Here is a 21,918-nt window from a genome sequence, read left to right on the forward strand (position 1 = left end):
TGGCTGGTCTATAGTCATTTCAATTGACGAGGGGCTTGCCATGACCACTTCATCTGACGAACGCCGCCGCTTCCAGCGTATCCAGTTCGACGCCCCCACCCGGCTGTGCCAGGGCGAACGCTGCTGGGAGGTGAAATTGCTCGACCTGTCCCTCAAAGGGCTGCTGGTCGAATGCCCACAACCGTGGGATGCCGACCTGACCCAGGACTTCGAAGCGTACATCCTGCTCAACGATGAAGTGACCGAGGTGCAGATGCAGGTCGAGCTGCGCCACGAAGAACCCGATCGCCTGGGCTTCATCTGCCTCTACATCGACGTCGATTCGATGACCCATTTGCACCGTCTTGTGGAATTGAACGTGGCTGACAGCACCGAAATGATGCGTGAGCTGCGCGAACTCATCGAATAATGAAATCTCTTAGCTAGCTAATAGCTCTCCCGCCTGACGTTTCCTGTCTACCCAGACAGCTTTAAGCCTGGGTAGCAGCACTTTGTACACACCCCTCTAGCACCGCTTTCGATGAGTTGGTACGCCTTCTGCATTGGGTTTTTGCACACCCGGCGGTCGCCCGTGTACGCGCTCCGATCAAAATATTGTATACAATTCTTGTGGCAATCATTTGTAGGAAATGTCTACAGTAGCGACACAACAATAAACAGAGAGCCTGCTCCATGACTACGTCCCCTAGCACGTCTCCCACCAAGCGCCCCGAGGATGAAAACCTCGGGCTTGGTGCCAACCTGGCCTATGGTCTGCAGCATGTGTTGACCATGTACGGGGGGATCGTCGCGGTACCCCTGATCCTGGGGCAGGCCGCTGGCCTGAACGGTGCCGAAATCGGCATGCTGATCGCGGCCTCGCTGTTTGCCGGTGGCCTGGCCACCCTGCTACAGACCTTGGGGCTGCCGTTCTTCGGTTGCCAGTTGCCGCTGGTGCAGGGCGTGTCGTTCGCCGGTGTGGCGACCATGGGCGCGATCCTCAGCAGCGAGGGCGGCGGTGGCTTGCCGGGCGTGCTTGGCGCGGTCATGGCGGCATCGCTGATCGGCTTTCTGATCACGCCGGTGTTCTCGCGCATCACCAAGTTCTTCCCGCCACTGGTGACCGGTATCGTCATCACCACCATCGGCCTGACCCTGATGCCGGTGGCCGCACGCTGGGTAATGGGCGGCAACAGCGCCTCGCCAGAATTCGGCAGCGTGGCCAACATCGGCCTGGCCGGGCTCACCTTCGCCATCGTGCTGCTGCTGAGCAAGCTGGGCAGCGCGACCATCTCGCGCCTGTCGATCCTGCTGGCCATGGTAGTCGGCACGCTGATCGCCTGGGCGCTGGGCATGACCGACTTCAGCAAGGTCACCGAAGGCCCGATGTTTGCCTTCCCGACGCCGTTCCATTTCGGCATGCCGGAATTCCACATCGCCGCGATCCTGTCGATGTGCATCGTGATCATGGTGACCCTGGTGGAAACCTCGGCCGACATCCTCGCCGTAGGCGAGATCATCGATACCAAGGTCGACTCCAAGCGGCTGGGCAATGGCCTGCGCGCCGACATGGCATCGAGCATCCTGGCGCCGATCTTCGGCTCGTTCACCCAGAGCGCGTTCGCCCAGAACGTTGGCCTGGTGGCCGTGACCGGGGTCAAGAGCCGCTATGTGGTGGCTACCGGTGGCGTGATCCTGGTGGTGCTCGGCCTGCTGCCGATCATGGGCCGGGTGATTGCCGCCGTACCTACCCCGGTATTGGGCGGCGCGGGCATCGTGCTGTTCGGCACCGTGGCAGCCAGTGGTATCCGCACCCTGTCGAAGGTCAGCTACAAGAACAACGTCAACCTGATCATCGTCGCGGCCTCGCTGGGCTTCGGCATGATCCCGATTGCCGCGCCGACCTTCTACCACCACTTCCCGAACTGGTTCGAGACCATCTTCCACTCGGGCATCAGCTCGGCGGCGATCATGGCCATCCTGCTGAACCTGATCTTCAACCACTTCACCACCGGCAACTCGGAAAACCAGTCGGTGTTCGCTGCAGCCTACGAGCGCACCATCCAGTACTCGGACATTTCTGCATTGCGTGATGGTGACTACTTCAAGGATGGCAAGCTGTTCGACGCTGAAGGCAATGAGGTGCCGATGCTGGAGGTGGACGAGCATGGCAATGAAACAGTCCGGCGGGCGGCGGTTGCTGAGCATTAACCGCTAACTGGGCGGTGAGGTGGGGGGCCGACGCGCATCGTCGGCCCCTTTTTCGTTTGCCTGTACCGGCCTCTTCGCGGGCACGCCCGCTCCCACAAGGACTCCACATTTTCTGATACCTGTGCAGTACCTGTGGGAGCGGGCGTGCCCGCGAAGAGGTCGGTACAGGCTACTAATTACTCGAACAGTGCATCCAAAGCCTGCTCCAGCCGAGTCACGGCAATCACCTGCAACCCTGCCGGCGGTTCTTTCGGCGCATTGCCCTTGGGCACGATGGCACGCTTGAAACCGTGCTTGGCCGCCTCCTTCAACCGCTCCTGGCCACTGGGCACAGGCCGCACCTCGCCCGACAAACCAATCTCGCCAAACACCAGCAGCCCATGGGCGAGTGGCCGGTTACGCAAGCTGGACATCACCGCCGCCAGCAACGCCAGGTCCGAGGCTGTTTCCAACACCTTCACCCCGCCCACCACGTTGAGGAACACGTCCTGATCGTGGGTCGGAATCCCGCCGTGGCGGTGCAACACCGCCAACAACATGGCCAGACGGTTCTGGTCCAGGCCCAGGGTCACCCGCCGAGGGTTGGCCAGGTGGCTGTCGTCGACCAGTGCCTGTACCTCGACCAGCATCGGCCGGGTGCCCTCCCAGGTCGCCATCACCACACTGCCCGGCACTTCTTCCTGGGTACGGTTGAGGAAGATCGCCGAAGGGTTGGAGACTTCTTTAAGGCCTCGGTCGGTCATGCCGAACACACCCAGTTCGTTGACCGCGCCAAAGCGGTTCTTCACCGCCCGCAGCAAGCGCAGGCGGCCATCGGACTCACCCTCGAAATACAACACGGTGTCGACCATGTGCTCCAGTACCCGCGGGCCGGCCAGCGAGCCTTCCTTGGTCACATGGCCGACCAGGAAGATGGCCGTGCCGCTTTGTTTCGCGTAACGCACCAGCAGCGCCGTGCTCTCACGCACCTGGGCCACGCCACCGGGCGCTGATTGCAGCTGCTCGGTGAAGATGGTCTGGATCGAGTCGATCACCATCACCCGTGGCTTCTCGACGCGGGCTGTGGCAATGATGGTCTCGATGCAGGTTTCGGTCATCACCTTGAGCTGGTCCTGGGGCAAGCCCAGACGCCGCGAACGCATGGCCACCTGCTGCTGCGATTCCTCACCCGTCACATACAGCGCCGGCATGCCCACGGCGATGTTGCACAACGTCTGCAGCAGGATGGTCGACTTGCCGATGCCGGGGTCGCCACCAATCAGCACTACCGAACCATCCACCAGGCCACCGCCCAGCACGCGGTCCAGTTCAGTGCTGCTGGTGGTGAAACGCGGGATCTCCTCGACGCTGACTTCGGCCAGGGTCTTGATCTGTGCCTGCTGCCCGGTCCAGCCGGCGCGGCCGCTGCTGGGCGCCGCCGCGCCGCCGCTCTCGATCATGGTTTCGACCAGGGTGTTCCAGGCCCCGCATTCGCCACACTGGCCTGCCCATTTGGGGAAGGTCGCGCCGCACTCGGTGCAGCCATACAAGCGCTTGGCCTTGGCCATGGGTGGGGTCTCCTGGAAAAAACCGCCATGATAGCCGAGCCGAACGTGTCTCGAACGCTTCGGGATGCGACAAAACTATTCGTTCCAACTGCAGTCAGTAGGCCTGAACACCACGCATGAAGCGTTTTAGTGGCTTACACTGCGTTAACCTTACCTTTTGTTACAAGGAACCAAACATGGGCATGATCAGTGAGTTCAAGGCCTTCGCGGTCAAAGGCAATGTCGTCGACATGGCGGTGGGTATCATCATCGGCGCGGCCTTCGGCAAGATCGTCTCGTCCTTCGTCGGAGACGTGGTCATGCCGCCACTGGGCCTGTTGATCGGGGGCGTGGACTTCAGCGACCTGGCCATTACCCTGAAGGCTGCCGAAGGTGATGTACCAGCGGTGGTGCTGGCGTATGGCAAGTTCATCCAGACCGTGATCGACTTCCTGATCGTGGCCTTTGCCATCTTCATGGGGGTGAAGGCAATCAACCGGCTCAAGCGTGAAGAAGCCGTGGCACCGACTGCGCCGCCTGTGCCGACTGCCGAGGAAACGCTGCTGACCGAGATTCGCGATTTGCTCAAGACGCAGAACCAGAACCGCTTGCCTTGAGATAGCCGGGGGCTGCTTTGCAGCCCATCGCCGGCAAGCCAGCTCCCACAGGGACCGCGCAATGCTCAAGCCCTGCACAGTACTTGTGGGAGCTGGCTTGCCGGCGATGGGCCGCAAAGCGGCCCCAATTACCAATAATTTTCGACCGCCACCTGCCCTGGCCGCTTGCTCAGGCTCAGTTGCAGGTCACGCGCCTTCAGCACCTTGCGCGTCTCGTCGATCATCTCCGGATTGCCGCACAGCATCACCCGCGAATGCTCCGGTGACAGCTCCAGCCCTGCGGCCTTCTCCAGTTCGCCATTCTCGATCAGCGTGGTAATCCGCTGATTCAATGCACCCGGATGCTGCTCACGGGTCACCACCGGGATGAACTGCAACTTGCCAGCAAACTCGGCCAGGTAGTCGCGCTGCTCCAGCCCGGCGATTTCATCCACATAAGCCAGCTCTTTCGCTTCGCGCACCGAGTACACCAACTTGATGCTGTCGAAACGCTCCCAGGCCTCGAAGTCCTGCAGAATCGACATGAATGGCGCAATACCCGTGCCCGTGGCCAACAGCCACAAGTCACGCCCCCCGACAAAGCGGTCGAGGGTGAGGAAACCAAACGCCTGGCGGTCGATCAGCAGGGTGTCGCCTGCGCCCAACCGGCTCAGCTCGCTGGTGAACTCGCCGCCCGGCACCACGATGGAGAAGAAGTCGAGGTGCTCGTCATGCGGTGCGCTGACCATGGAATAGGCGCGCCACACCACACTGCCATCGGCCTTGGTCACGCCCAGGCGGGCAAACTGGCCGGAACGGAAGCGGAACCCCGCATCGCGCGTAACCCGCAGGCTGAAGAGGTTCGGCGTCAACGGCTGAACATCGAGCAGGGTCTGGCGGGTGAATTTTTCGGCGCTTGCGGTCATATCGGGCTCCAGGGTTGGCGAGTGCACAGTGTCGCTTAAAGTGGCCCGGATAAAAACCACCGCTTTGTAAGGCCTCATCTAGGGCGATCGTGCCGAACCCTCAGATAATCCTGATCGCTATAACAAAAAAATCCCAACAAGGTGGTAGGACTTTTCCTACAATCATCCGGGTACTCAAACGGATTGGATCCTGACACCCAAGGAGTGCTTCAAATGCTTCATTGGAGACCCGAACACCTGCATGTGTTCGTCAGCGAGCGATGCCCAAGGAAGTTGTTCGACATCGCAGTGCACTTGGCTCAGGACTTGGGCATGGAATACCTCGGGCTGAATATTCGCATTCAGATCGCCACGCAGACACCCAGGGTTTACCTCTACAGCAATTACCCGAACGAATGGATCGAGCGCTATCAGCGTGACGAGTTCTACAAACGGGACCCCGCCGCAAACGTGAGCCACAGCTCGACGATGCCAGTGCTGTGGACAGACGAGCTGTATCGCGAAGCCCCTCGGTTTCGCGAAGAGGCTTGCCAATATGGCCTGCGTCATGGCTGGACACAGTCGCTGCACGACTTACAGCACAACGAGAGCCAGATCAGCGTAGCCAGACCCGCCGGCAACATCGACATTACCGAACTCTACGACAAAGCCGGCAGCGTGCAGTGGCTGTGCCACACCCTTCACGCCGTACTGGGCGAGCACCACCTGAACGCACTGTGCCCACCCCAACCCAAAATGAGCGATCGGGAACTGGAAGTGCTGAAATGGTCAGCCGCCGGCAAGACCGCTGCCGACGTGGCCTGCATTCTGTCGCTGTCGCAAAGCACGGTGAACTTTCATATCCGCAGCGTGATCACCAAGACCAACGCAGCCAACAAAGCCGGTGCCATCGCCATCGCCGCCCTGCGTGGCTGGATCTGACCTACAAACCTGCGACCTTGGGCAAAGCCCTGTAGAATCGCCCGGCAAAGCCCGGGGCGAACCGCAACGGGCAGTTTCATACCCGAGCCAGACGCCATGCCCCTGTTGACCACCCCCTACGCCGAACTCGACCTGATCCGCCAGCCGGAGCAGGCCAACGACCCGCTGCAGGCTTTCGACGCCGCCGACGAGTACCTGCTTGCGCAGCTGCACGAACAGGCACCCGACGCCAACTGCCGCGTGCTGGTGCTCAACGACAGCTTCGGTGCCCTGGCCGCCAGCCTGGCGGGCCGGTTGCAGGTAGTCAGCAGTGGCGATTCGCACCTGGCGCATCTGGCCCTGGAAAAAAACCTGGCGCGCAATGGCTTGCCGTTCGACAGCGTGCCGTTCGTGCCTGCCAGCGAACACTGGCAAGGCCCGTTCGACCGGGTGCTGGTGCGCGTGCCAAAAACCCTGGCACTGCTCGAAGAGCAATTGATTCGCCTGCAAGGCCACTTGGCGCCAGGGGCGCAGGTGATTGCCGGGGCGATGATCAAGCACTTGCCGCGCGCAGCCGGTGACCTGATGGAAAAGTACATCGGCCCGGTGCAGGCCTCGCTCGCGCAGAAAAAGGCGCGCCTGCTGACGGCAACGGTGGCCGAACTACCGGCCGCCCGCTCGCCCTACCCTAGCCGCTATCGCCTTGAAGCGCCTGCGCTGGAGCTGGTGAACCACGCCAACGTGTTCTGCCGTGAAGGGCTGGATATCGGCACCCGGGCATTCCTGCCGCATCTGCCACGTGACCTGGGCAACGCGAGGGTGGCAGACCTGGGCTGCGGTAATGGCGTGCTGGCGATTGCCAGTGCACTGGCGAACCCCGATGCCGAGTACACGCTGGTCGACGAGTCGTACATGGCGGTGCAATCGGCACGGGAGAACTGGCAGGCTGCACTGGGCGAACGCCCGGCAACCTTCGTCGCAGCCGATGGGTTGGCCGGGGTGGAGAAGCAGTCGCTGGACGTGGTGCTGTGCAACCCGCCGTTCCACCAGCAGCAGGTGGTGGGGGATTTCCTGGCCTGGCGCATGTTCCAGCAGGCGCGTGAGGCGCTGGTGGTGGGTGGGGCGCTCTACATCGTGGGTAACCGGCACCTGGGGTATCACAGCAAGCTGGCGCGGTTGTTCCGGGGGGTGGAACAGGTGGCAGCGACGCCCAAGTTCGTCATCCTGAAAGCCCGCAAATAGGCTTTTGGGGCTGCTTTGCAGCCCATCGCGACACAAGGCCGCTCCCACAAGGTCCTGCGTATGCCGATCCGTGTGGGAGCGGCCTTGTGTCGCGAAAGGGGCGCAAAGCGCCCCCATCGGTTCAATGGGTGGTAAGGCCCGCAGCCCCCATGAACAAGCGCATCACCCACGCCGCCACACCCAACGCCGCCACGCTCATCGCCCAGATCAGCAGCAGCCAACCCAGCCGCTGCCACAGCGGTTTCTTCTCTTCCAAGCCATGTTTGCCGGTCATCATGCGGTCCTCCTAGTGATAGCCGTCTTCATGGGTCACCTTGCCGCGGAACACGTAGTAGCTCCAGAAGGTGTACATGAGGATGAACGGCAGGATGAATAACGTGCCCACCAGCATGAAGCCCTGGCTTTGCGGTGGCGCCGCAGCATCCCAGATCGAGATCGACGGCGGGATGATGTTCGGCCACAGGCTGATGCCCAGGCCGCTGTAGCCAAGGAAGATCAGCACCAGGGTGAGCAGGAACGGCGTGTAGTGCGCGTTGCGCGCCACCGCCTTGAGCAACCCGTAGAAGGTCACCAGCACCAGCAGCGGTACCGGCATGAACCAGATCAGGTTAGGCATGCTGAACCAGCGGTCGGCGATCTGTGGATAAGCGATGGGGGTCCACAGGCTGACGATACCGATCACCACCAGCAGCACCAGCGCCAGCGGCCGGGCCATGTCGTGCATCTTCTGTTGCAGTGGCCCTTCGGTCTTCATGATCAGCCAGGTGCAGCCCAGCAGCGTGTAGGCCACGATCAGCCCCAAGCCACAGAACAGGCTGAACGGGGTAAGCCAATCGAGGGTGCCACCGGCAAAATGGCGGTCGACCACCTTGAAGCCTTCAAGGAAGGCACCCAGGGCCACGCCCTGGAAGAAGGTGGCAACCAGCGACCCCCAGATGAACGCCTTGTCCCAGATGTGCCGCTTGTCGGCTTTGGCCTTGAAGCGGAACTCGAAGGCCACGCCGCGGAAGATCAGCCCGATCAGCATCAGGATCAACGGCAGGTACAGGGCTTCGAGCACCACGGCATAGGCCATCGGGAACGCCCCGAACAGCCCCGCACCACCCAGGATCAGCCAGGTTTCGTTGCCGTCCCACACCGGGGCGACGGTGTTCATCATTACATCGCGGTCCTGCTCGCCCTTGACGAAGGGGAAGAGCATGCCGATACCCAGGTCGAAGCCGTCCATCACCACGTACATCATGACGCCGAAGATGATGATCACCGCCCAGATCAGCGGAAGGTCGATACCCATGGCTCAGTCCTCCTTGCTCAGGCTGGCAGTCTTGGCCTCATGGCCATCATCGGCGGCAGACAGCGGCCGCGCCGGCGTACGTTTCTGGCCAGGGCCGCCCGGTGTGTGTTCGTCACCTTCGCCGGTCTGCGGCCCTTTGCGCACCAGGCGCATCATGTAGCCAAGGCCGGTACCGAACAGGGCGAAGTACACCACCACGAACGCCACCAGGGTGAAGCCAAGCTGTGCATAACTGTGGTTGGACACGCCATCCGCCGTGCGCATCAGGCCATACACCACCCAGGGCTGGCGGCCAATTTCGGTGGTGAACCAGCCGGCCAGCAAGGCGATCAGCCCGGAAGGCCCCATCCATAGCGCCAGGTACAGGAACGGGCGCGAGGTGTAGAGCGTGCCGCGCTTGCGCAGCCACAGGCTCCACAGGCCGACGAAGATCATCAGGAAGCCAAGCCCGACCATGATGCGGAACGACCAGAAGACGATGGTCGAGTTGGGCCGGTCCTCAGGCGGGAATTCCTTCATCGCCGGCACCTGCTTGTCCAGGCTGTGGGTGAGGATCAGGCTACCGAGCGCCGGGATTTCCAGTTTGAAGTGCGTGGTTTCGGCCTTCATGTCGGGGATGCCGAACAGGATCAACGGGGTCGGCTCGCCGGGCACGTTCTCCCAGTGGCCTTCGATGGCAGCGATTTTCACCGGCTGGTGCTTGAGCGTGTTCAGGCCATGGAAGTCGCCGATCACCGCCTGGATCGGGGCAACGATCAGCGCCATCCACATGGCCATCGACAGCATCTTGCGCACCGCCGGGTTGTCACGCCCGCGCAGCAGGTGCCAGGCCGCCGAGGCGCCGACGAAGAACGCCGTGGAGACGAACGCAGCGGTGGCCATATGCATCAGGCGGTAGGGGAAGGAGGGGTTGAACACCACCGCAAACCAGTCCACCGGTACCACCCGGCCATCGATGATCTCGTGGCCTTGCGGGGTTTGCATCCAGCTGTTGGAGGCGAGAATCCAGAAGGTGGATACCAGCGTGCCCAGTGCCACCATGCAGGTGGAGAAAAAGTGCAAGCCTCGGCCTACACGGTTCCAGCCGAACAGCATGACGCCGAGGAAGCCCGCTTCGAGGAAGAAGGCGGTCAGCACCTCGTAGGTCAGCAATGGCCCGGTCACGGCGCCGGCGAACTCGGAGAAGCGGCTCCAGTTGGTACCGAACTGGTAGGCCATGACGAGGCCCGAGACCACGCCCATGCCGAAGTTGACGGCGAAAATTTTCGACCAGAAGTGATAGAGGTCACGGTAGACCTGGTTGTGGGTCCGCAGCCAGAGGCCTTCGAGGACTGCCAGGTAGCTCGCCAGGCCAATGGTGATGGCCGGGAACAGGATGTGGAACGACACGGTAAAGGCAAACTGCATTCGGGCGAGCTCTAGGGCCTCTATTCCGAACATGGTGCTTCCTCTTCAGATAATCCGGCGTCCGGGCTTGTGGCCCCAGTCGCCCACTGCCCCCACTGGGTCGAGTACGGCGTGTTGGAATTGTTCTGTTCGATCGCAGGGATTCCGGCCCAAAGGGCCTATTCGTTGAATCTGGAACGATTGATCCAGATCAACGAATGCTAGGAAGCATAGTCCCGAATGGCCCGGCAAGCCGTGTGGTTGATTGCCGCGTGACCGGTTGCCCCACCCTCTTTCATTACGTGTGAAAAAGTGCCGATTCGGGTAAACAGTAACCGTTTGTTACAAACAGATGATACGCTGCGCAACCCCTCTACTGCGCCGAGGCCCCTGGTTTCCGATGTCTGATTCCGCACCGCAGTTGTTACGTCACCACCGCCCTTTCCTGGCGTTCTGGCTGGCCCGCGTGTTTACCGCCAGTGGCTTCCAGATGCTCACCGTGGCCATTGGCTGGCACCTCTATCAATTGACCGGCAACGTGCTGGACCTGGGCCTGGTCGGCCTGGTGGAATTTGCACCACGGGTGCTGTTCATGCTGCACACCGGGCATGTGGCCGACCGTTATGACCGGCGCAAAGTCGCCGCCCTGTGCCAGAGCCTGCAGGGGCTGATCGCCCTGGCGCTGGCGGTGGGCAGCGCGACTGACAACGTCACCCGCGAACTGATTTTCGCCCTGGCCTTCCTGCTGGGCGCCACACGCTCGTTCGAAATGCCGGCGACTCAGGCGCTGTTGCCCAACGTGGTGCCGCCTGGGCTGTTCCCGAGGGCGGTGGCGGCGTCGGCGTCAGCCACCCAGTCGGCGACTATCGTGGCGCCAGCGGTGGGCGGCTTCCTGTATGCCTTTGGCAGCATCTGGGTGTACGGCCCCACCGTGGCCCTGTACGCCATCGCCTGCGTGCTCACCCTGAGCCTGCAGGCACGCGGCCAGGTCGTGCAGCGCGGGCGGGCCAGCATCGAATCGCTGCTGGCCGGCATTCGCTTCATCCGCAGCCGGCCTGACATCCTCGGCGCTATCTCGCTGGACCTGTTTGCCGTTCTGCTGGGTGGCGCCACCGCGCTGCTGCCGGTGTTCGCCAAGGACATCCTGCTGACCGGCCCGCTGGGCCTTGGCCTTTTGCGTTCGGCGCCGGCAGTGGGCGCATTGCTGATGTCGGTATGGCTGGCGCGCTTCCCGTTCGAGCGCAACGTGGGGCGCACCATGTTCACGGCAGTCGGCGTGTTCGGCGTGGCGACCATCGCCTTCGGCCTGTCGACCTCGTTCTGGTTCTCGCTGGCGGTGCTGGTGGTGCTGGGCGCGGCGGACATGATCAGCATGGTGATTCGCGGGGCTTTCGTGCAGTTGGAGACGCCGGATGAAATGCGCGGGCGGGTGAGCGCGGTGAACGGGTTGTTCATTGGTGCCTCGAATCAGCTCGGCGAGTTCGAATCGGGGGTGACGGCGCACTGGTTTGGCACAGTGCCAGCGGTAGTGATGGGCGGAGTGGGCACGTTGGTGGTGACCGGGGTGTGGATAAAACTGTTCCCGACACTGGCCAAGCGGGATCGGTTGCATAACGGTTGAGCGGTGACCTGTACTGGCCCTATCGCCGGCAAGCCAGCTCCCACAGGTACACCACAGTTTCCGAATGCTGTGCAGTACCTGTGGGAGCTGGCTTGCCGGCGATAGGGCCGGTACAGGCGATAGAAAATCCCATTCCCAACGGCCATAGGCCCCCGCCAAGCATGCTGGTATGATGCGCGGCTTTTTTCCTCCCCACACAAAACCACGGCAACCGGTACGGTCTGTGCTTTGCTGATGGGGTCGATACATTCATGGCGCCGGGGGCGCCTTGGGGAGCGGGCATGCTGGAAAGGCTGTTTCAACTAAAAGCACACAACACCAATGTGCGCACCGAGATTCTCGCGGGCGTCACCACCTTCCTGGCCATGGCCTACATCCTGTTCGTCAACCCGAGCATCCTCGGCGAGACCGGCATGGACAAAGGCGCGATCTTCGTCGCCACCTGCCTGGCCGCAGCCATCGGCTCGGTGACCATGGGCCTGATCGCCAACTACCCGATCGCCCTGGCGCCGGGCATGGGCCTGAACGCATTCTTCACCTACACCGTGGTGCTGCACATGGGCCACACCTGGCAAGTGGCGCTGGGTGCGGTGTTCCTGTCGGCGGTGATGTTCTTCCTGTTGTCGATCTTCCGCATCCGCGAATGGATCGTGAACAGCATCCCGCTGCCGCTGCGCTCGGCGATTGCCGCGGGTATCGGCCTGTTCCTGGCACTGATCGCCCTGCATAACGCGGGCATCGTCGTCGATAACCCGGCTACCCTGGTGGGCCTGGGCGACCTCAAGCAGCCGGCTCCGATCCTCGCCACCCTAGGCTTCTTCCTGATCGTGGGCCTGGAGTCGCTGAAAGTGCGCGGCGCCGTGCTGATCGGCATCCTGGCGGTGACCATCGCCTCGATCGTGATGGGCGTGACGCCGTTCGGCGGTATCGTCTCCATGCCGCCGTCGCTGGCGCCAACCTTCCTGCAACTGGACATTGCCGGTGCGCTGGACGTAGGCCTGGTCAGCGTGATCTTCGCCTTCCTGTTCGTCGACCTGTTCGACAACTCCGGCACCCTGATCGGCGTGGCCAAGCGCGCCGGTTTGATGGGCAAGGACGGCCACATGCCGAAAATGGGCCGCGCCCTGATCGCCGACAGCACCGCCGCCATGGCCGGTTCGCTGCTGGGCACCTCGACCACCACCAGCTACATCGAGTCCGCTGCCGGCGTGAGCGCCGGTGGCCGCACCGGCCTGACCGCCATCGTGGTTGCCGTGCTGTTCCTGCTGGCGCTGTTCTTCGCCCCGCTGGCCGGTAGCGTGCCGGCCTTCGCCACCGCCCCGGCGTTGCTGTTCGTCGCGGTGCTGATGGCTTCGGGCCTGGCAGAAATAAACTGGGACGACGTCACCGAAGCCGCACCGGTGGTGGTGACCGCCCTGGCCATGCCGCTGACCTACTCGATCGCCAACGGTATCGCCTTCGGCTTCATTTCCTGGACCGCCGTCAAGCTGATCTCTGGCCGCCACCGCGACCTGAACCCGGCCCTGGTGATCCTCTCCATCCTGTTCGTCATCAAGCTGGGCTGGTTCAACGCATGAGTGCTGCTTTCGACCCCTCCTCCTACACCACCCAGCTGGAAGCCAAGGTGGCCCGGCTGCGCGAGCTGCTGGCGCCCTTCGGCGCGCCGGAGCCGGCTGTTTTCGACTCGCCGCGCGAGCACTACCGCTTGCGCGCCGAGTTCCGCCTGTGGCGCGAGGACGGCCAGCGCCACTACGCCATGTTTGCCCCGGGCGAGAAGCACAAGGCAATCCTGATCGAGGATTTCCCCATTGCCAGCCAGCGCATCAATGCGCTGATGCCGCGCCTGAAGGCGGCCTGGCAGGCCAGTGAGGAACTGGGCAACCGCCTGTTCCAGGCGGAGTTCCTGACCACCCTGGCCGGCGATGCGATGATCACCATGTGCTACCACCGCCCGCTGGACGAGGCGTGGGAAGTGGAAGCGCGGCAACTGGCTGAAGCGCTGGGTGTTAGCGTGATTGGCCGCTCCAAAGGCAAACGCCTGGTGATCGGCCGCGACTACGCGGTGGAAAAGCTCGACGTGGCTGGCCGTGTGTTCAGCTATCGCCAACCGGAAGGCGCGTTCACCCAGCCTAACGGCGCGGTGAACCAGAAGATGCTGAGCTGGGCGTTCGACGCCATCGGCGAGCGTGAGGACGATTTGCTGGAGCTGTACTGCGGCAACGGCAACTTCACCCTGCCGCTGGCTACCCGCGTGCGCCAGGTGCTGGCGACCGAAATCAGCAAGACTTCGGTCAATGCCGCGCTGAGCAACCTCGACGAGAACGCTGTGGATAACGTGCGTTTGGTGCGGTTGTCGGCGGAAGAGCTGACCCAGGCGCTGAATGAGGTGCGGCCGTTCCGGCGCCTGGAAGGCATCGACCTGAAAAGCTATGACTTCGGCACCGTGTTCGTCGACCCGCCGCGCGCGGGGATGGACCCGGACACCTGCGAGCTGACCCGGCGTTTCGAGCGGATTCTGTACATCTCGTGCAACCCGGAAACGCTGGCGGCGAACATTGCCCAGTTGCAGGACACCCACCGCATCGAGCGGTGTGCGTTGTTTGACCAGTTCCCCTACACCCACCATATGGAGAGTGGGGTGCTGCTGGTTCGGCGGTAACCTTCAGATCGCCGGGGCTGCTTTGCAGCCCATCGCAGGCAAGCCAGCTCCCACACCGACCGCGCTGCCCTCAAGGCCTGTGCAGTAACTGTGAGAACTGTCTTACCAGCAATGGGGCCCGACAGGCAAGCCAAGAAAGCCGCCCCACATCGAACGGTGTGGGAGCTGGCTTGCCGGCGATGGCGCGCGAAGCGGCCCCAAGCTTTAATCAGAAGTCGAAGAAGACCGTCTCCCCTTCCCCCTGAATACGGATATCGAAGCGATACGCCGTCTTCCCGTCCACTTCACATCGCTTGGCAATCAACGTCTCACGCCGCTGCGGCTGCTCGATCAGGTTCAGCACCGGGCACTTGGCGTTGGCCTGGGCTTCGTCATCGAAGTACAGGCGCGTGTGCAGGTGAATGTTGATGCCCCGGGCAAACAGGCTGATGTTGATGTGCGGCGCCATGGGCACGCCAGCCGCGTTGTTCACCACGCCCGGCTTGACCGTGTGCAGCGTCCACTCGCCGGCATCGAAGGTGGTGGCGGTGCGACCAAAGCTGTTGAAGGCGTTTTCCAGGTTGTAGGCATCCTGGTACTCGCCATTGGCGTCGGCTTGCCACACTTCCAGGAACGAGTCGCGCACCAGGTGGCCGTTGCCGTCATACACCTGGCCGATCAGCAGAATGTGCTCGCCCGGCGCGTCTGGCTTGGCCAGGCGGTTCCAGATTTCCTGGTCGCGGGTCGGGTTGCCGGCCGCTTCCAGGGCCAGGCCGATGTGCACGTAGGGGCCGGCGGTCTGCGAAGGGGTTTCCGGCAGCAGTTCGATTGGCATGGCGGGGTCCTCAGCAGTTTTCGAAGTGGGTCTTGCGCTGGCCGCGCAGCACGATGTCGAAGCGGTAGGCCAGGCAGTCCATCGGGTTGGCGTTGCTCATGTCGAGCTTGGCGATCAACTGCTGCACGGCTTGCGGGTTGGCGATCGACTTGACGATCGGGCACATCGGGATCAGCGGGTCACCCTCGAAGTACAGCTGGGTGATCAGCTTGGTGGCAATCGACGGGCCGCTGATGGCGAAGTGGATGTGCGCCGGGCGCCAGTCGTTCGGGCCGTTGCGCCATGGGTACGGGCCCGGCTTGATGGTGCGGAAGCTGTAATAGCCATCACTGTCGGTCAGGCAACGGCCGACACCACCGAAGTTCGGGTCCAGCGGAGCCAGATAGCGGTCGTTCTTGTGGCGGTAGCGACCGCCAGCGTTGGCTTGCCACATCTCCACCAGAGTGTTCGGCACAGGCTTGCCGTACTGGTCGACGACGCGGCCGGCAACGATGATGCGCTCGCCGATTGGCAGGCCACCGTTGTTGAAGTTCAGCAGCAGGTCATGGTCGTGGGCACCAAAGCCCAGGTGGGAAAAGTCTGGCCCCGTGGTTTCGCTGATCGACTGTGGAATGCTGACCAGTGCCTGGCGCGGCGAGCGGGCAATGGACGTCTTGTAGTCAGGCGTAAGGGCTTTGGGGTGCCAGTTGCGATCACGGATCACGAAGCGGCTGTTGTCCTGTGCGGGCATGCCGGTTTCCTCTCTTGGAATTATGTGAAGGCCTGGGCGTGGCAGGCGGACTTGCAGTTTCTGACAAGTCGCGCGCGATGAATATTGAAATCAGGCACCTTAAACATAACCATATGGTTATGGATTAACACCTTGGCCTGACACCTGCCGCTGTCGTGAACTAATCTTTGTATTCTTGTTTCACGCTCGGGAGAGCACTCATGGAATGGCGAAAAGGCCGACGCAGCGACAACGTGGTCGATGCCCGAGGCGAAGGTGGCGGTGGCGGCGGCATGCGTTTCGGCGGCGGCAAGGGGCTGGGGCTTGGGGCGATCCTGCTGATCGTCGGCATCGGCTGGCTCACCGGGCAGGACCCGCTGCAGATTCTTGGCCAGCTCGCCGGCCAGATGGAGCAGCAACAGACGCAGGTTGCACCGAGTGGTGCGGGTGGCAAGGCGCCACCGGCCAATGACCAGCAGGCCGAATTCGTTGCCTCGATCCTGGGCGACACCGAAGACACCTGGAAAGCCTTGTTTGCCGAAGCCGGCAAACAGTACCGCGACCCCAAGCTGGTGCTGTTCAGTGGCCAGGTCAATTCAGCCTGTGGTTTCGCCTCGGCGGCAGTGGGGCCGTTCTATTGCCCGGCAGACCAGCGGGTGTACCTGGACATGTCGTTCTTCCGCGAAATGGAAACCCGCTTTGCTGCCGCTGGCGACTTCGCCCAGGCCTACGTGATCGCTCACGAAATCGGCCATCATGTGCAGACCCTGCTGGGCGTTTCGGCCAAGGTGGATGCCGCGCGCCGCAACGGCCAGCGCATGGAGGGCGACAACGGCTTGCTGGTGCGCCAGGAACTGCAAGCCGACTGCCTGGCCGGTGTGTGGGCCTACCAGGCGCAGAAGCGCCTGAACTGGCTGGAGCCGGGTGACGTTGAAGAAGCGCTGAATGCTGCCAACGCCATCGGTGATGACCGGTTGCAGCAGCAAGGCCGCGGGCGCGTGGTGCCGGACTCGTTCACCCATGGCACTTCGGCGCAGCGGGTGCGCTGGTTCAAGGCCGGGTTTGCCCAGGGCGAGGTGAACAGCTGCGATACCTTCAGTGCGCGTAACCTTTGAGACTGATTGGGGCCGCAAAGCAGCCCCAATTTATCCAGTTACAAATCTGCTGAAAAAGCGTTTCAGCTTCCGCAATCATTGCCGATAACCCCTGCACGAATCAGCGGGCATCCAGAACAACAACGCCTGGCGATCGAAGATCAAGAGAGCGAAAACTACTTCTGGAGAGCGTGCATGAACAGCTGGTTCGCCAACATCAGCGTCAACCTCAAACTCGGCCTGGGCTTCGGCCTGGTGCTGGTCCTCACCGGCCTGCTGGCCCTCACAGGCTGGACCAGCCTGGGCAGCCTGATCGACCGCAGCAACTGGATGGGCGACATCGGCCAGCTGAACAAGGATCTCACCGACCTGCGCATTGCGCGCCTGCAGTACATGATCGCCAACGGCGACGATGCCGCCGCCGCCAACACCCAGACCAAACTGGACGCATTCAGCAAGCAACAGGCCTACCTGGCCAGCACCTTCAAGAGCCCGGAAAACATCAAGCTGCTGAATGAACTGGGCGAAACCATCAGCGCCTACAAGCTGTCGCTGAACAAGATGCGCCAGGGCTACGACGCCACCCGTACCGTGCGCACGGCGATGGACAGCTCGGCAACCCGCGCCGACCAGGCCATGGATGTGCTCAGCCAGGAAGTCATGGCACGCCCCGAGGCCGACAGCGTACGCCTGGCCCAGTACCAGCTGATCAGCAAAGCCCGTCAGCAACTGCTGCAGGTGCGCATCGATGTGCGCGGCTACATTGCCGACAACACTGCCGCCAACGAGCAGGCCGCCCTGCGCCAGCTGGATGCGGCGCTGGCCGATATCGACAACCTCAAGCGCCAGCTACCCGCCGAAGATGCTCGCCTGCAACAGTTCGAGCGCTCGGTGCTGGCCTACCGCGACGCCGTCCGCCAATTCCGCGACGCAGTCGCCGACATCACCACCTCACGCGCCGAAATGACCGTACAGGGTGCCGACATCGTCAAGCGCAGTGATGCGCTGTACCAGATCCAGCTGGAGCGCCGCGACATCGAAAGCACCCAGGCCCGCAGCCTGCAAGCCATCGCCACGTTGCTGGCGCTGTTGGTTGGCGTGCTGGCAGCGGTGCTGATCACCCGCCAGATCACCGGCCCGCTGCGTGAAACCCTGGGCGCGGTGGAAAAGATCGCCAGCGGCGACCTTACCCAGCACCTGCGCGTCACCCGCCGCGATGAGTTGGGCGTGTTGCAGCAAGGCATCGCACGCATGGGCACCACCCTGCGCGAGCTGATCACCGGCATTCGCGATGGCGTCACCCAGATCGCCAGCGCCGCCGAAGAGCTGTCGGCAGTCACCGAACAGACCAGCGCGGGCGCCAACAGCCAGAAGGTCGAGACCGACCAGGTGGCCACCGCCATGCACGAAATGGCCGCCACCGTTCAGGAAGTGGCACGCAACGCCGAGCAGGCCTCGCATGCCGCCACCGGTGCCGACGACGAAGCCCGTGCCGGCGATCGCGTGGTGGGCGAGGCGATTGGCCAGATCGAGCGCCTGGCCGAAGACATGCACCGCTCCACCGAAGCCATGAACCTGCTGCAGCAGGAAAGCCAGAAGATCGGCAGCGTGATGGACGTGATCAAGTCGGTGGCCGAACAGACCAACCTGCTGGCGCTGAACGCAGCGATCGAAGCGGCGCGTGCTGGCGAAGCCGGGCGTGGATTTGCCGTGGTTGCCGACGAAGTGCGCGGCCTGGCGCAGCGCACGCAGAAGTCCACCGAAGAAATCGAAGAGCTGATTGCCAGCCTGCAACATGGCACCCAGCAAGTGGCGAACGCCATGCAGGGCAGCCGTACCCTCACCGACAGCAGCGTCGAGCTGGCACGCAAGGCCGGGGCTTCGCTGGAGAGCATCACCAGCACGGTGTCGAGCATCCAGTCGATGAACCAGCAGATTGCGGCGGCGGCAGAGCAGCAGAGCGCGGTGGCTGAAGAGATCAGCCGCAGCATTCTGAATGTGCGCGATGTGTCGGAGCAGACGGCAGCGGCCAGTGACGAGACGGCGGCGTCCAGCGTGGAGCTGGCGCGGCTGGGTGGGCAGTTGCAGACGCTGGTCAGCCAGTTCCGCGTCTGACCTCAAGAACCTGGGGCCGCTTTGCGGCCCATCGCCGGCAAGCCAGGCTCCCACAGAGACAGCACAAGCCTCAAGGGCTGCGGCGTACCTGTGGGAGCTGGCTTGCCGGCGATAGGGCCGTCACAGGCAACGACTTACTTGACGATCATCCCCACCCCACGCCCACGCGGATCGGAAGCGGTCTCAAGCTTCGTCCCGTCCACCCGGATCGCCTGGATATCCCCCATCTCCCAGCCCTGATCCTCCAGCACATAACCCATTTTCTTCAACTTATCAGCCTCCGGCCCGGTCAACGGCGCATAGGCATCAAAGTAAATGGTGTCCTTGGGCAGCAACTGATGGTGCACGCGCTGCGCCGCCACCGCCTTGTCCAGCGGCATGCCGTAGTCGTACAGGTTGTTCATCACCTGGAAGATCGAGGTAAAGATCCGCGAGCCACCCGGCGTGCCGATCACCAGCGCCACCTTGCCATCGCGGGTCATCAGGCTAGGGCTCATCGACGACAGCATACGCTTGCCCGGTTCGATGGCATTGGCATCGCCCCCCACCACACCAAAGGCATTCGCCGCCCCCGGCTTGGCGCTGAAGTCATCCATCTCGTCGTTGAGCAGGAAGCCTGCCCCCTTCACCACCACGCCACTGCCGTAGTCGAGATTGAGGGTGTAGGTGTTGCTGACCGCGTTGCCCTGCTTGTCGACGATGGAGAAGTGCGTGGTCTGGTGCGGCTCAAGGCCCGGCTTGACCTTGTCGGTGTCGGAAATGGCCTTCGGGTTGACCTGCGCGGCACGCTTGGCCAGGTAGTCCTTGGCCACCAGCTTATCCACAGGTACCTTGGTGAACGCCGGGTCACCGAGGTAGTCGGCGCGGTCGGCGAACACGCGCTTCTCGATCTCGGCCAACAGGTGGATGTACTGCGCCGAGTTGTGCGCTACCCCTTTGAAGTCCGCCGCGCGGTCTTCCTTGATACCCAGCAGCTGGGCCAGGGCCACACCGCCAGAGCTTGGCGGTGGCGCGGTGTAGACCACGTTGCCACGCCAGCTCACGGCCATCGGCTCACGCCATACGGCCTTGTAGTCCTTCAGGTCTTCTTTGGTGATCAGGCCCTTGTCGGCCTTCATCTGCGCCACCAGCAGGTCGGCGGTCTTGCCTTGGTAGAACTCGCTCACGCCCTTGTCGGCGATACGTTCCAGTGTCTGGGCCATTTCTGGCTGTTTGAACAGTTCACCGACCTTCATGTTGCCGAAATAGTCGTTGAAGTTGGTCGCCGTCTTGAACATGCCTTGGGCATCGTTGCGGTACTGGTACTGCTTTTCCGCCACCTTGAAGCCGTTTTTCGCATAGCCGATGGCCGGGGTCAGCAGCTCGCTCCAGGGCAGCTTGCCGAACTTCTTGTGTGCCTCCCACAGGCCCATCACGGTGCCGGGCACACCTGCTGCACGCACCCCGACCAGGCTGAGGTTCTCGATGACTTCGCCCTTGTCATCCAGGTACATGTTGCGCGTGGCGGCCTTTGGCGCGACTTCGCGGTAATCGAGGAAGTAAGGCTTGCCGTCGACGAACAGGGTCATGAACCCGCCACCACCAATGTTGCCGGCTTCAGGGTACGTCACCGCCAAGGTGAAGGCAGTGGCCACCGCGGCATCCACCGCGTTACCACCCTTTTTCAGAATATCGGCAGCCACCTGTGCACCATATTGATCGGGGGCAGCCACCGCGCCACCCTCCAGCGTGGCGGCGTAAACCGAGGAACAGCTCAGGATCGCGGCTGCGAGAGCCAGGTACTGGAACGGAACAATACGCATGACACTTCCTTGGTGTTGTTTTTGTTGAGCAGTCAGTAAGGCCGAAGCGGTTCGACTGCGCAATAACACGTAGGAAGTTTCGCCGCCTGCGGACAGGATCTGTCGCGTTCAGGCAACTCAGCAGGCGTACATCGCCAGCTTGCGCTGGATGAAATCAAGGAAGCACTGGATACGCAATGCCAGCTGGGTGTTGCGGTAGTACACCGCGTGAATCGGCTGGCGATAGCCATTGTTGGCCTCGCTCAGCAGCACCTGCAGGCGCCCGGTGCGAATGTCCTCGTGGGTCATGAAGTGCGACAGACTGACGATGCCCTCGCCGGCCAGCGCCAGCTGGCGCAGGGTCTCGCCACTGGAGGCGATCAGCGCCGGGCGAATGCTCCAACGGTCACCCTGGGCATGGCGCAGTGGCCACTGGTTGAGCGATTCGGGCTGGCTGAAACCCAGCAGGCAATGATTGGCCAGGTCCTCGACCTGCTGCGGTGTACCGTGCTGCTCAAGGTAAGCCGGGCTGGCCAGCACCTGCACCGGGCTGCAACCGAGGTTGCGTGCGTGCAGGCTGGAGTCGGCCAGCTCACCGATGCGGATGGCCACGTCGGTGCTCTGCTCCAGCAGGTCGATGATCAGGTCGTCGGTGTTCAGCTCCAGCTCGATACCCGGGTACTGGCGGCGAAACTCGCCGATCCACGGCAAGATGGCATGCAGCATGAACGGCGCGGCCGCATTGATGCGCAGGCGCCCGGTAGCGGTCTGGCGGTTCATCGACAGGCGCTCTTCCATCTCGTCCATCTGCTCCAGTACCTGCCGCGAACGCTCAAGGAAAAAGCGCCCTTCCTCGGTCAGGTCCATACGCCGGGTGGTGCGGTTGACCAAGGTAGTGCCGAGCTTGCCCTCCAGGCGCGACAAGGTACGGCTGACGGCGGACGGGGTCTGGCCCATCTGCTCGGCAGCGGCAGAGATCGAGCCGCAGTCGATGACAGCGACGAACACCTGGAGCTCTTCGGATCGGGTTTTCACATTCTGGCCTGCGGCAGCTACTTGTCTGGA

Annotated in this window: 19 protein-coding genes; 10 read left to right on the forward strand and 9 right to left on the reverse strand. The window is 62.7% G+C overall.

Annotated features, from left to right (window positions below; genetic code table 11):
• Window positions 1-40 precede the first annotated feature (40 nt).
• Together A0O30_RS14840 and A0O30_RS14845 are read left to right on the forward strand one after the other, a co-directional pair.
• Complete coding sequence (locus A0O30_RS14840) at window positions 41-409, forward strand: PilZ domain-containing protein (protein WP_105947013.1); 369 nt, start codon at window positions 41-43, stop codon at window positions 407-409.
• A gap of 263 nt (window positions 410-672) precedes the next feature.
• Entirely contained in the window at window positions 673-2,190 is a 1,518-nt protein-coding gene (locus A0O30_RS14845; RefSeq protein WP_060499985.1) for a nucleobase:cation symporter-2 family protein, read from the forward strand.
• A gap of 176 nt (window positions 2,191-2,366) precedes the next feature.
• On the opposite strand, the gene radA is transcribed toward A0O30_RS14845, so the two are convergent.
• On the reverse strand, window positions 2,367-3,737 hold the full coding sequence (gene radA, locus A0O30_RS14855) for a DNA repair protein RadA (protein WP_012274175.1): 1,371 nt from the start codon (window positions 3,735-3,737) through the stop codon (window positions 2,367-2,369).
• A gap of 176 nt (window positions 3,738-3,913) precedes the next feature.
• Here radA and mscL point away from each other — a divergent pair, with 176 nt between their 5' ends.
• Window positions 3,914-4,333, forward strand: coding sequence for a large-conductance mechanosensitive channel protein MscL (mscL, locus tag A0O30_RS14860; RefSeq protein ID WP_060499987.1), 420 nt, complete (start codon window positions 3,914-3,916; stop codon window positions 4,331-4,333).
• A 128-nt stretch (window positions 4,334-4,461) separates the two neighbouring features.
• On the opposite strand, the gene A0O30_RS14865 is transcribed toward mscL, so the two are convergent.
• The gene (locus A0O30_RS14865; RefSeq protein WP_028699862.1) at window positions 4,462-5,238 is read right to left on the reverse strand and encodes a ferredoxin--NADP reductase; all 777 of its coding nucleotides are present in this window, start codon (window positions 5,236-5,238) and stop codon (window positions 4,462-4,464) included.
• A gap of 213 nt (window positions 5,239-5,451) precedes the next feature.
• Here A0O30_RS14865 and A0O30_RS14870 point away from each other — a divergent pair, with 213 nt between their 5' ends.
• Complete coding sequence (locus A0O30_RS14870; protein WP_105947014.1) at window positions 5,452-6,159, forward strand: autoinducer binding domain-containing protein; 708 nt, start codon at window positions 5,452-5,454, stop codon at window positions 6,157-6,159.
• Between the two features lie 96 nt (window positions 6,160-6,255).
• Window positions 6,256-7,380, forward strand: coding sequence for a methyltransferase (locus A0O30_RS14875; protein ID WP_105947015.1), 1,125 nt, complete (start codon window positions 6,256-6,258; stop codon window positions 7,378-7,380).
• A 121-nt stretch (window positions 7,381-7,501) separates the two neighbouring features.
• Here A0O30_RS14875 and A0O30_RS14880 read toward each other — a convergent pair whose 3' ends face one another.
• The 3 genes from A0O30_RS14880 to A0O30_RS14890 are packed head-to-tail and all read right to left on the reverse strand — an operon-like array spanning window position 7,502 to window position 10,114.
• On the reverse strand, window positions 7,502-7,657 hold the full coding sequence (locus tag A0O30_RS14880) for a DUF2474 domain-containing protein (RefSeq protein ID WP_016713451.1): 156 nt from the start codon (window positions 7,655-7,657) through the stop codon (window positions 7,502-7,504).
• Window positions 7,658-7,666: 9 nt separating this feature from the next.
• Window positions 7,667-8,674, reverse strand: coding sequence for a cytochrome d ubiquinol oxidase subunit II (gene cydB / locus A0O30_RS14885; protein ID WP_016713450.1), 1,008 nt, complete (start codon window positions 8,672-8,674; stop codon window positions 7,667-7,669).
• A 3-nt stretch (window positions 8,675-8,677) separates the two neighbouring features.
• A complete protein-coding gene (locus A0O30_RS14890) occupies window positions 8,678-10,114 on the reverse strand; it encodes a cytochrome ubiquinol oxidase subunit I (RefSeq protein ID WP_025754001.1) in 1,437 nt (478 codons plus the stop codon).
• A 346-nt stretch (window positions 10,115-10,460) separates the two neighbouring features.
• On the opposite strand from A0O30_RS14890, the gene A0O30_RS14895 reads away from it, so the two are divergent.
• From A0O30_RS14895 to trmA, 3 genes are all read left to right on the forward strand, one after another.
• Window positions 10,461-11,681, forward strand: coding sequence for an MFS transporter (locus tag A0O30_RS14895; protein WP_105947016.1), 1,221 nt, complete (start codon window positions 10,461-10,463; stop codon window positions 11,679-11,681).
• A 281-nt stretch (window positions 11,682-11,962) separates the two neighbouring features.
• Window positions 11,963-13,258: an NCS2 family permease gene (locus A0O30_RS14900; RefSeq protein ID WP_019098809.1), complete on the forward strand. Its 1,296-nt coding sequence runs from the start codon at window positions 11,963-11,965 to the stop codon at window positions 13,256-13,258.
• On the forward strand, window positions 13,255-14,340 hold the full coding sequence (trmA, locus tag A0O30_RS14905) for a tRNA (uridine(54)-C5)-methyltransferase TrmA (RefSeq protein WP_105947017.1): 1,086 nt from the start codon (window positions 13,255-13,257) through the stop codon (window positions 14,338-14,340). Before A0O30_RS14900 ends, trmA begins: the two co-directional genes overlap by 4 nt.
• A gap of 208 nt (window positions 14,341-14,548) precedes the next feature.
• On the opposite strand, the gene pcaG is transcribed toward trmA, so the two are convergent.
• Together pcaG and pcaH are read right to left on the reverse strand one after the other, a co-directional pair.
• Entirely contained in the window at window positions 14,549-15,154 is a 606-nt protein-coding gene (gene pcaG, locus A0O30_RS14910) for a protocatechuate 3,4-dioxygenase subunit alpha (protein WP_012274187.1), read from the reverse strand.
• Between the two features lie 10 nt (window positions 15,155-15,164).
• Window positions 15,165-15,884: a protocatechuate 3,4-dioxygenase subunit beta gene (gene pcaH, locus A0O30_RS14915; RefSeq protein WP_105947018.1), complete on the reverse strand. Its 720-nt coding sequence runs from the start codon at window positions 15,882-15,884 to the stop codon at window positions 15,165-15,167.
• Window positions 15,885-16,084: 200 nt separating this feature from the next.
• Here pcaH and A0O30_RS14920 point away from each other — a divergent pair, with 200 nt between their 5' ends.
• Window positions 16,085-16,978 (forward strand): neutral zinc metallopeptidase, encoded by an 894-nt coding sequence (locus tag A0O30_RS14920; protein ID WP_016713442.1) that lies wholly within the window; start codon window positions 16,085-16,087, stop codon window positions 16,976-16,978.
• Window positions 16,979-17,152: 174 nt separating this feature from the next.
• Window positions 17,153-19,072 carry a methyl-accepting chemotaxis protein gene (locus tag A0O30_RS14925; RefSeq protein WP_105947019.1) on the forward strand — a complete coding sequence of 640 codons (1,920 nt, stop codon included), beginning with the start codon at window positions 17,153-17,155 and terminating at the stop codon, window positions 19,070-19,072.
• A 134-nt stretch (window positions 19,073-19,206) separates the two neighbouring features.
• Here the strand turns inward: A0O30_RS14925 and ggt are convergent, their stop codons facing one another.
• Both ggt and A0O30_RS14940 read right to left on the reverse strand, forming a co-directional pair.
• A complete protein-coding gene (ggt, locus tag A0O30_RS14935; RefSeq protein ID WP_105947021.1) occupies window positions 19,207-20,874 on the reverse strand; it encodes a gamma-glutamyltransferase in 1,668 nt (555 codons plus the stop codon).
• A gap of 117 nt (window positions 20,875-20,991) precedes the next feature.
• Window positions 20,992-21,888, reverse strand: coding sequence for a LysR family transcriptional regulator (locus A0O30_RS14940; RefSeq protein ID WP_028699858.1), 897 nt, complete (start codon window positions 21,886-21,888; stop codon window positions 20,992-20,994).
• Window positions 21,889-21,918: the final 30 nt, after the last annotated feature.

Origin of the sequence: Pseudomonas sp. LLC-1 (assembly GCF_002992185.1) — a bacterium.
GTDB classification, from domain to species: domain Bacteria; phylum Pseudomonadota; class Gammaproteobacteria; order Pseudomonadales; family Pseudomonadaceae; genus Aquipseudomonas; species Aquipseudomonas monteilii.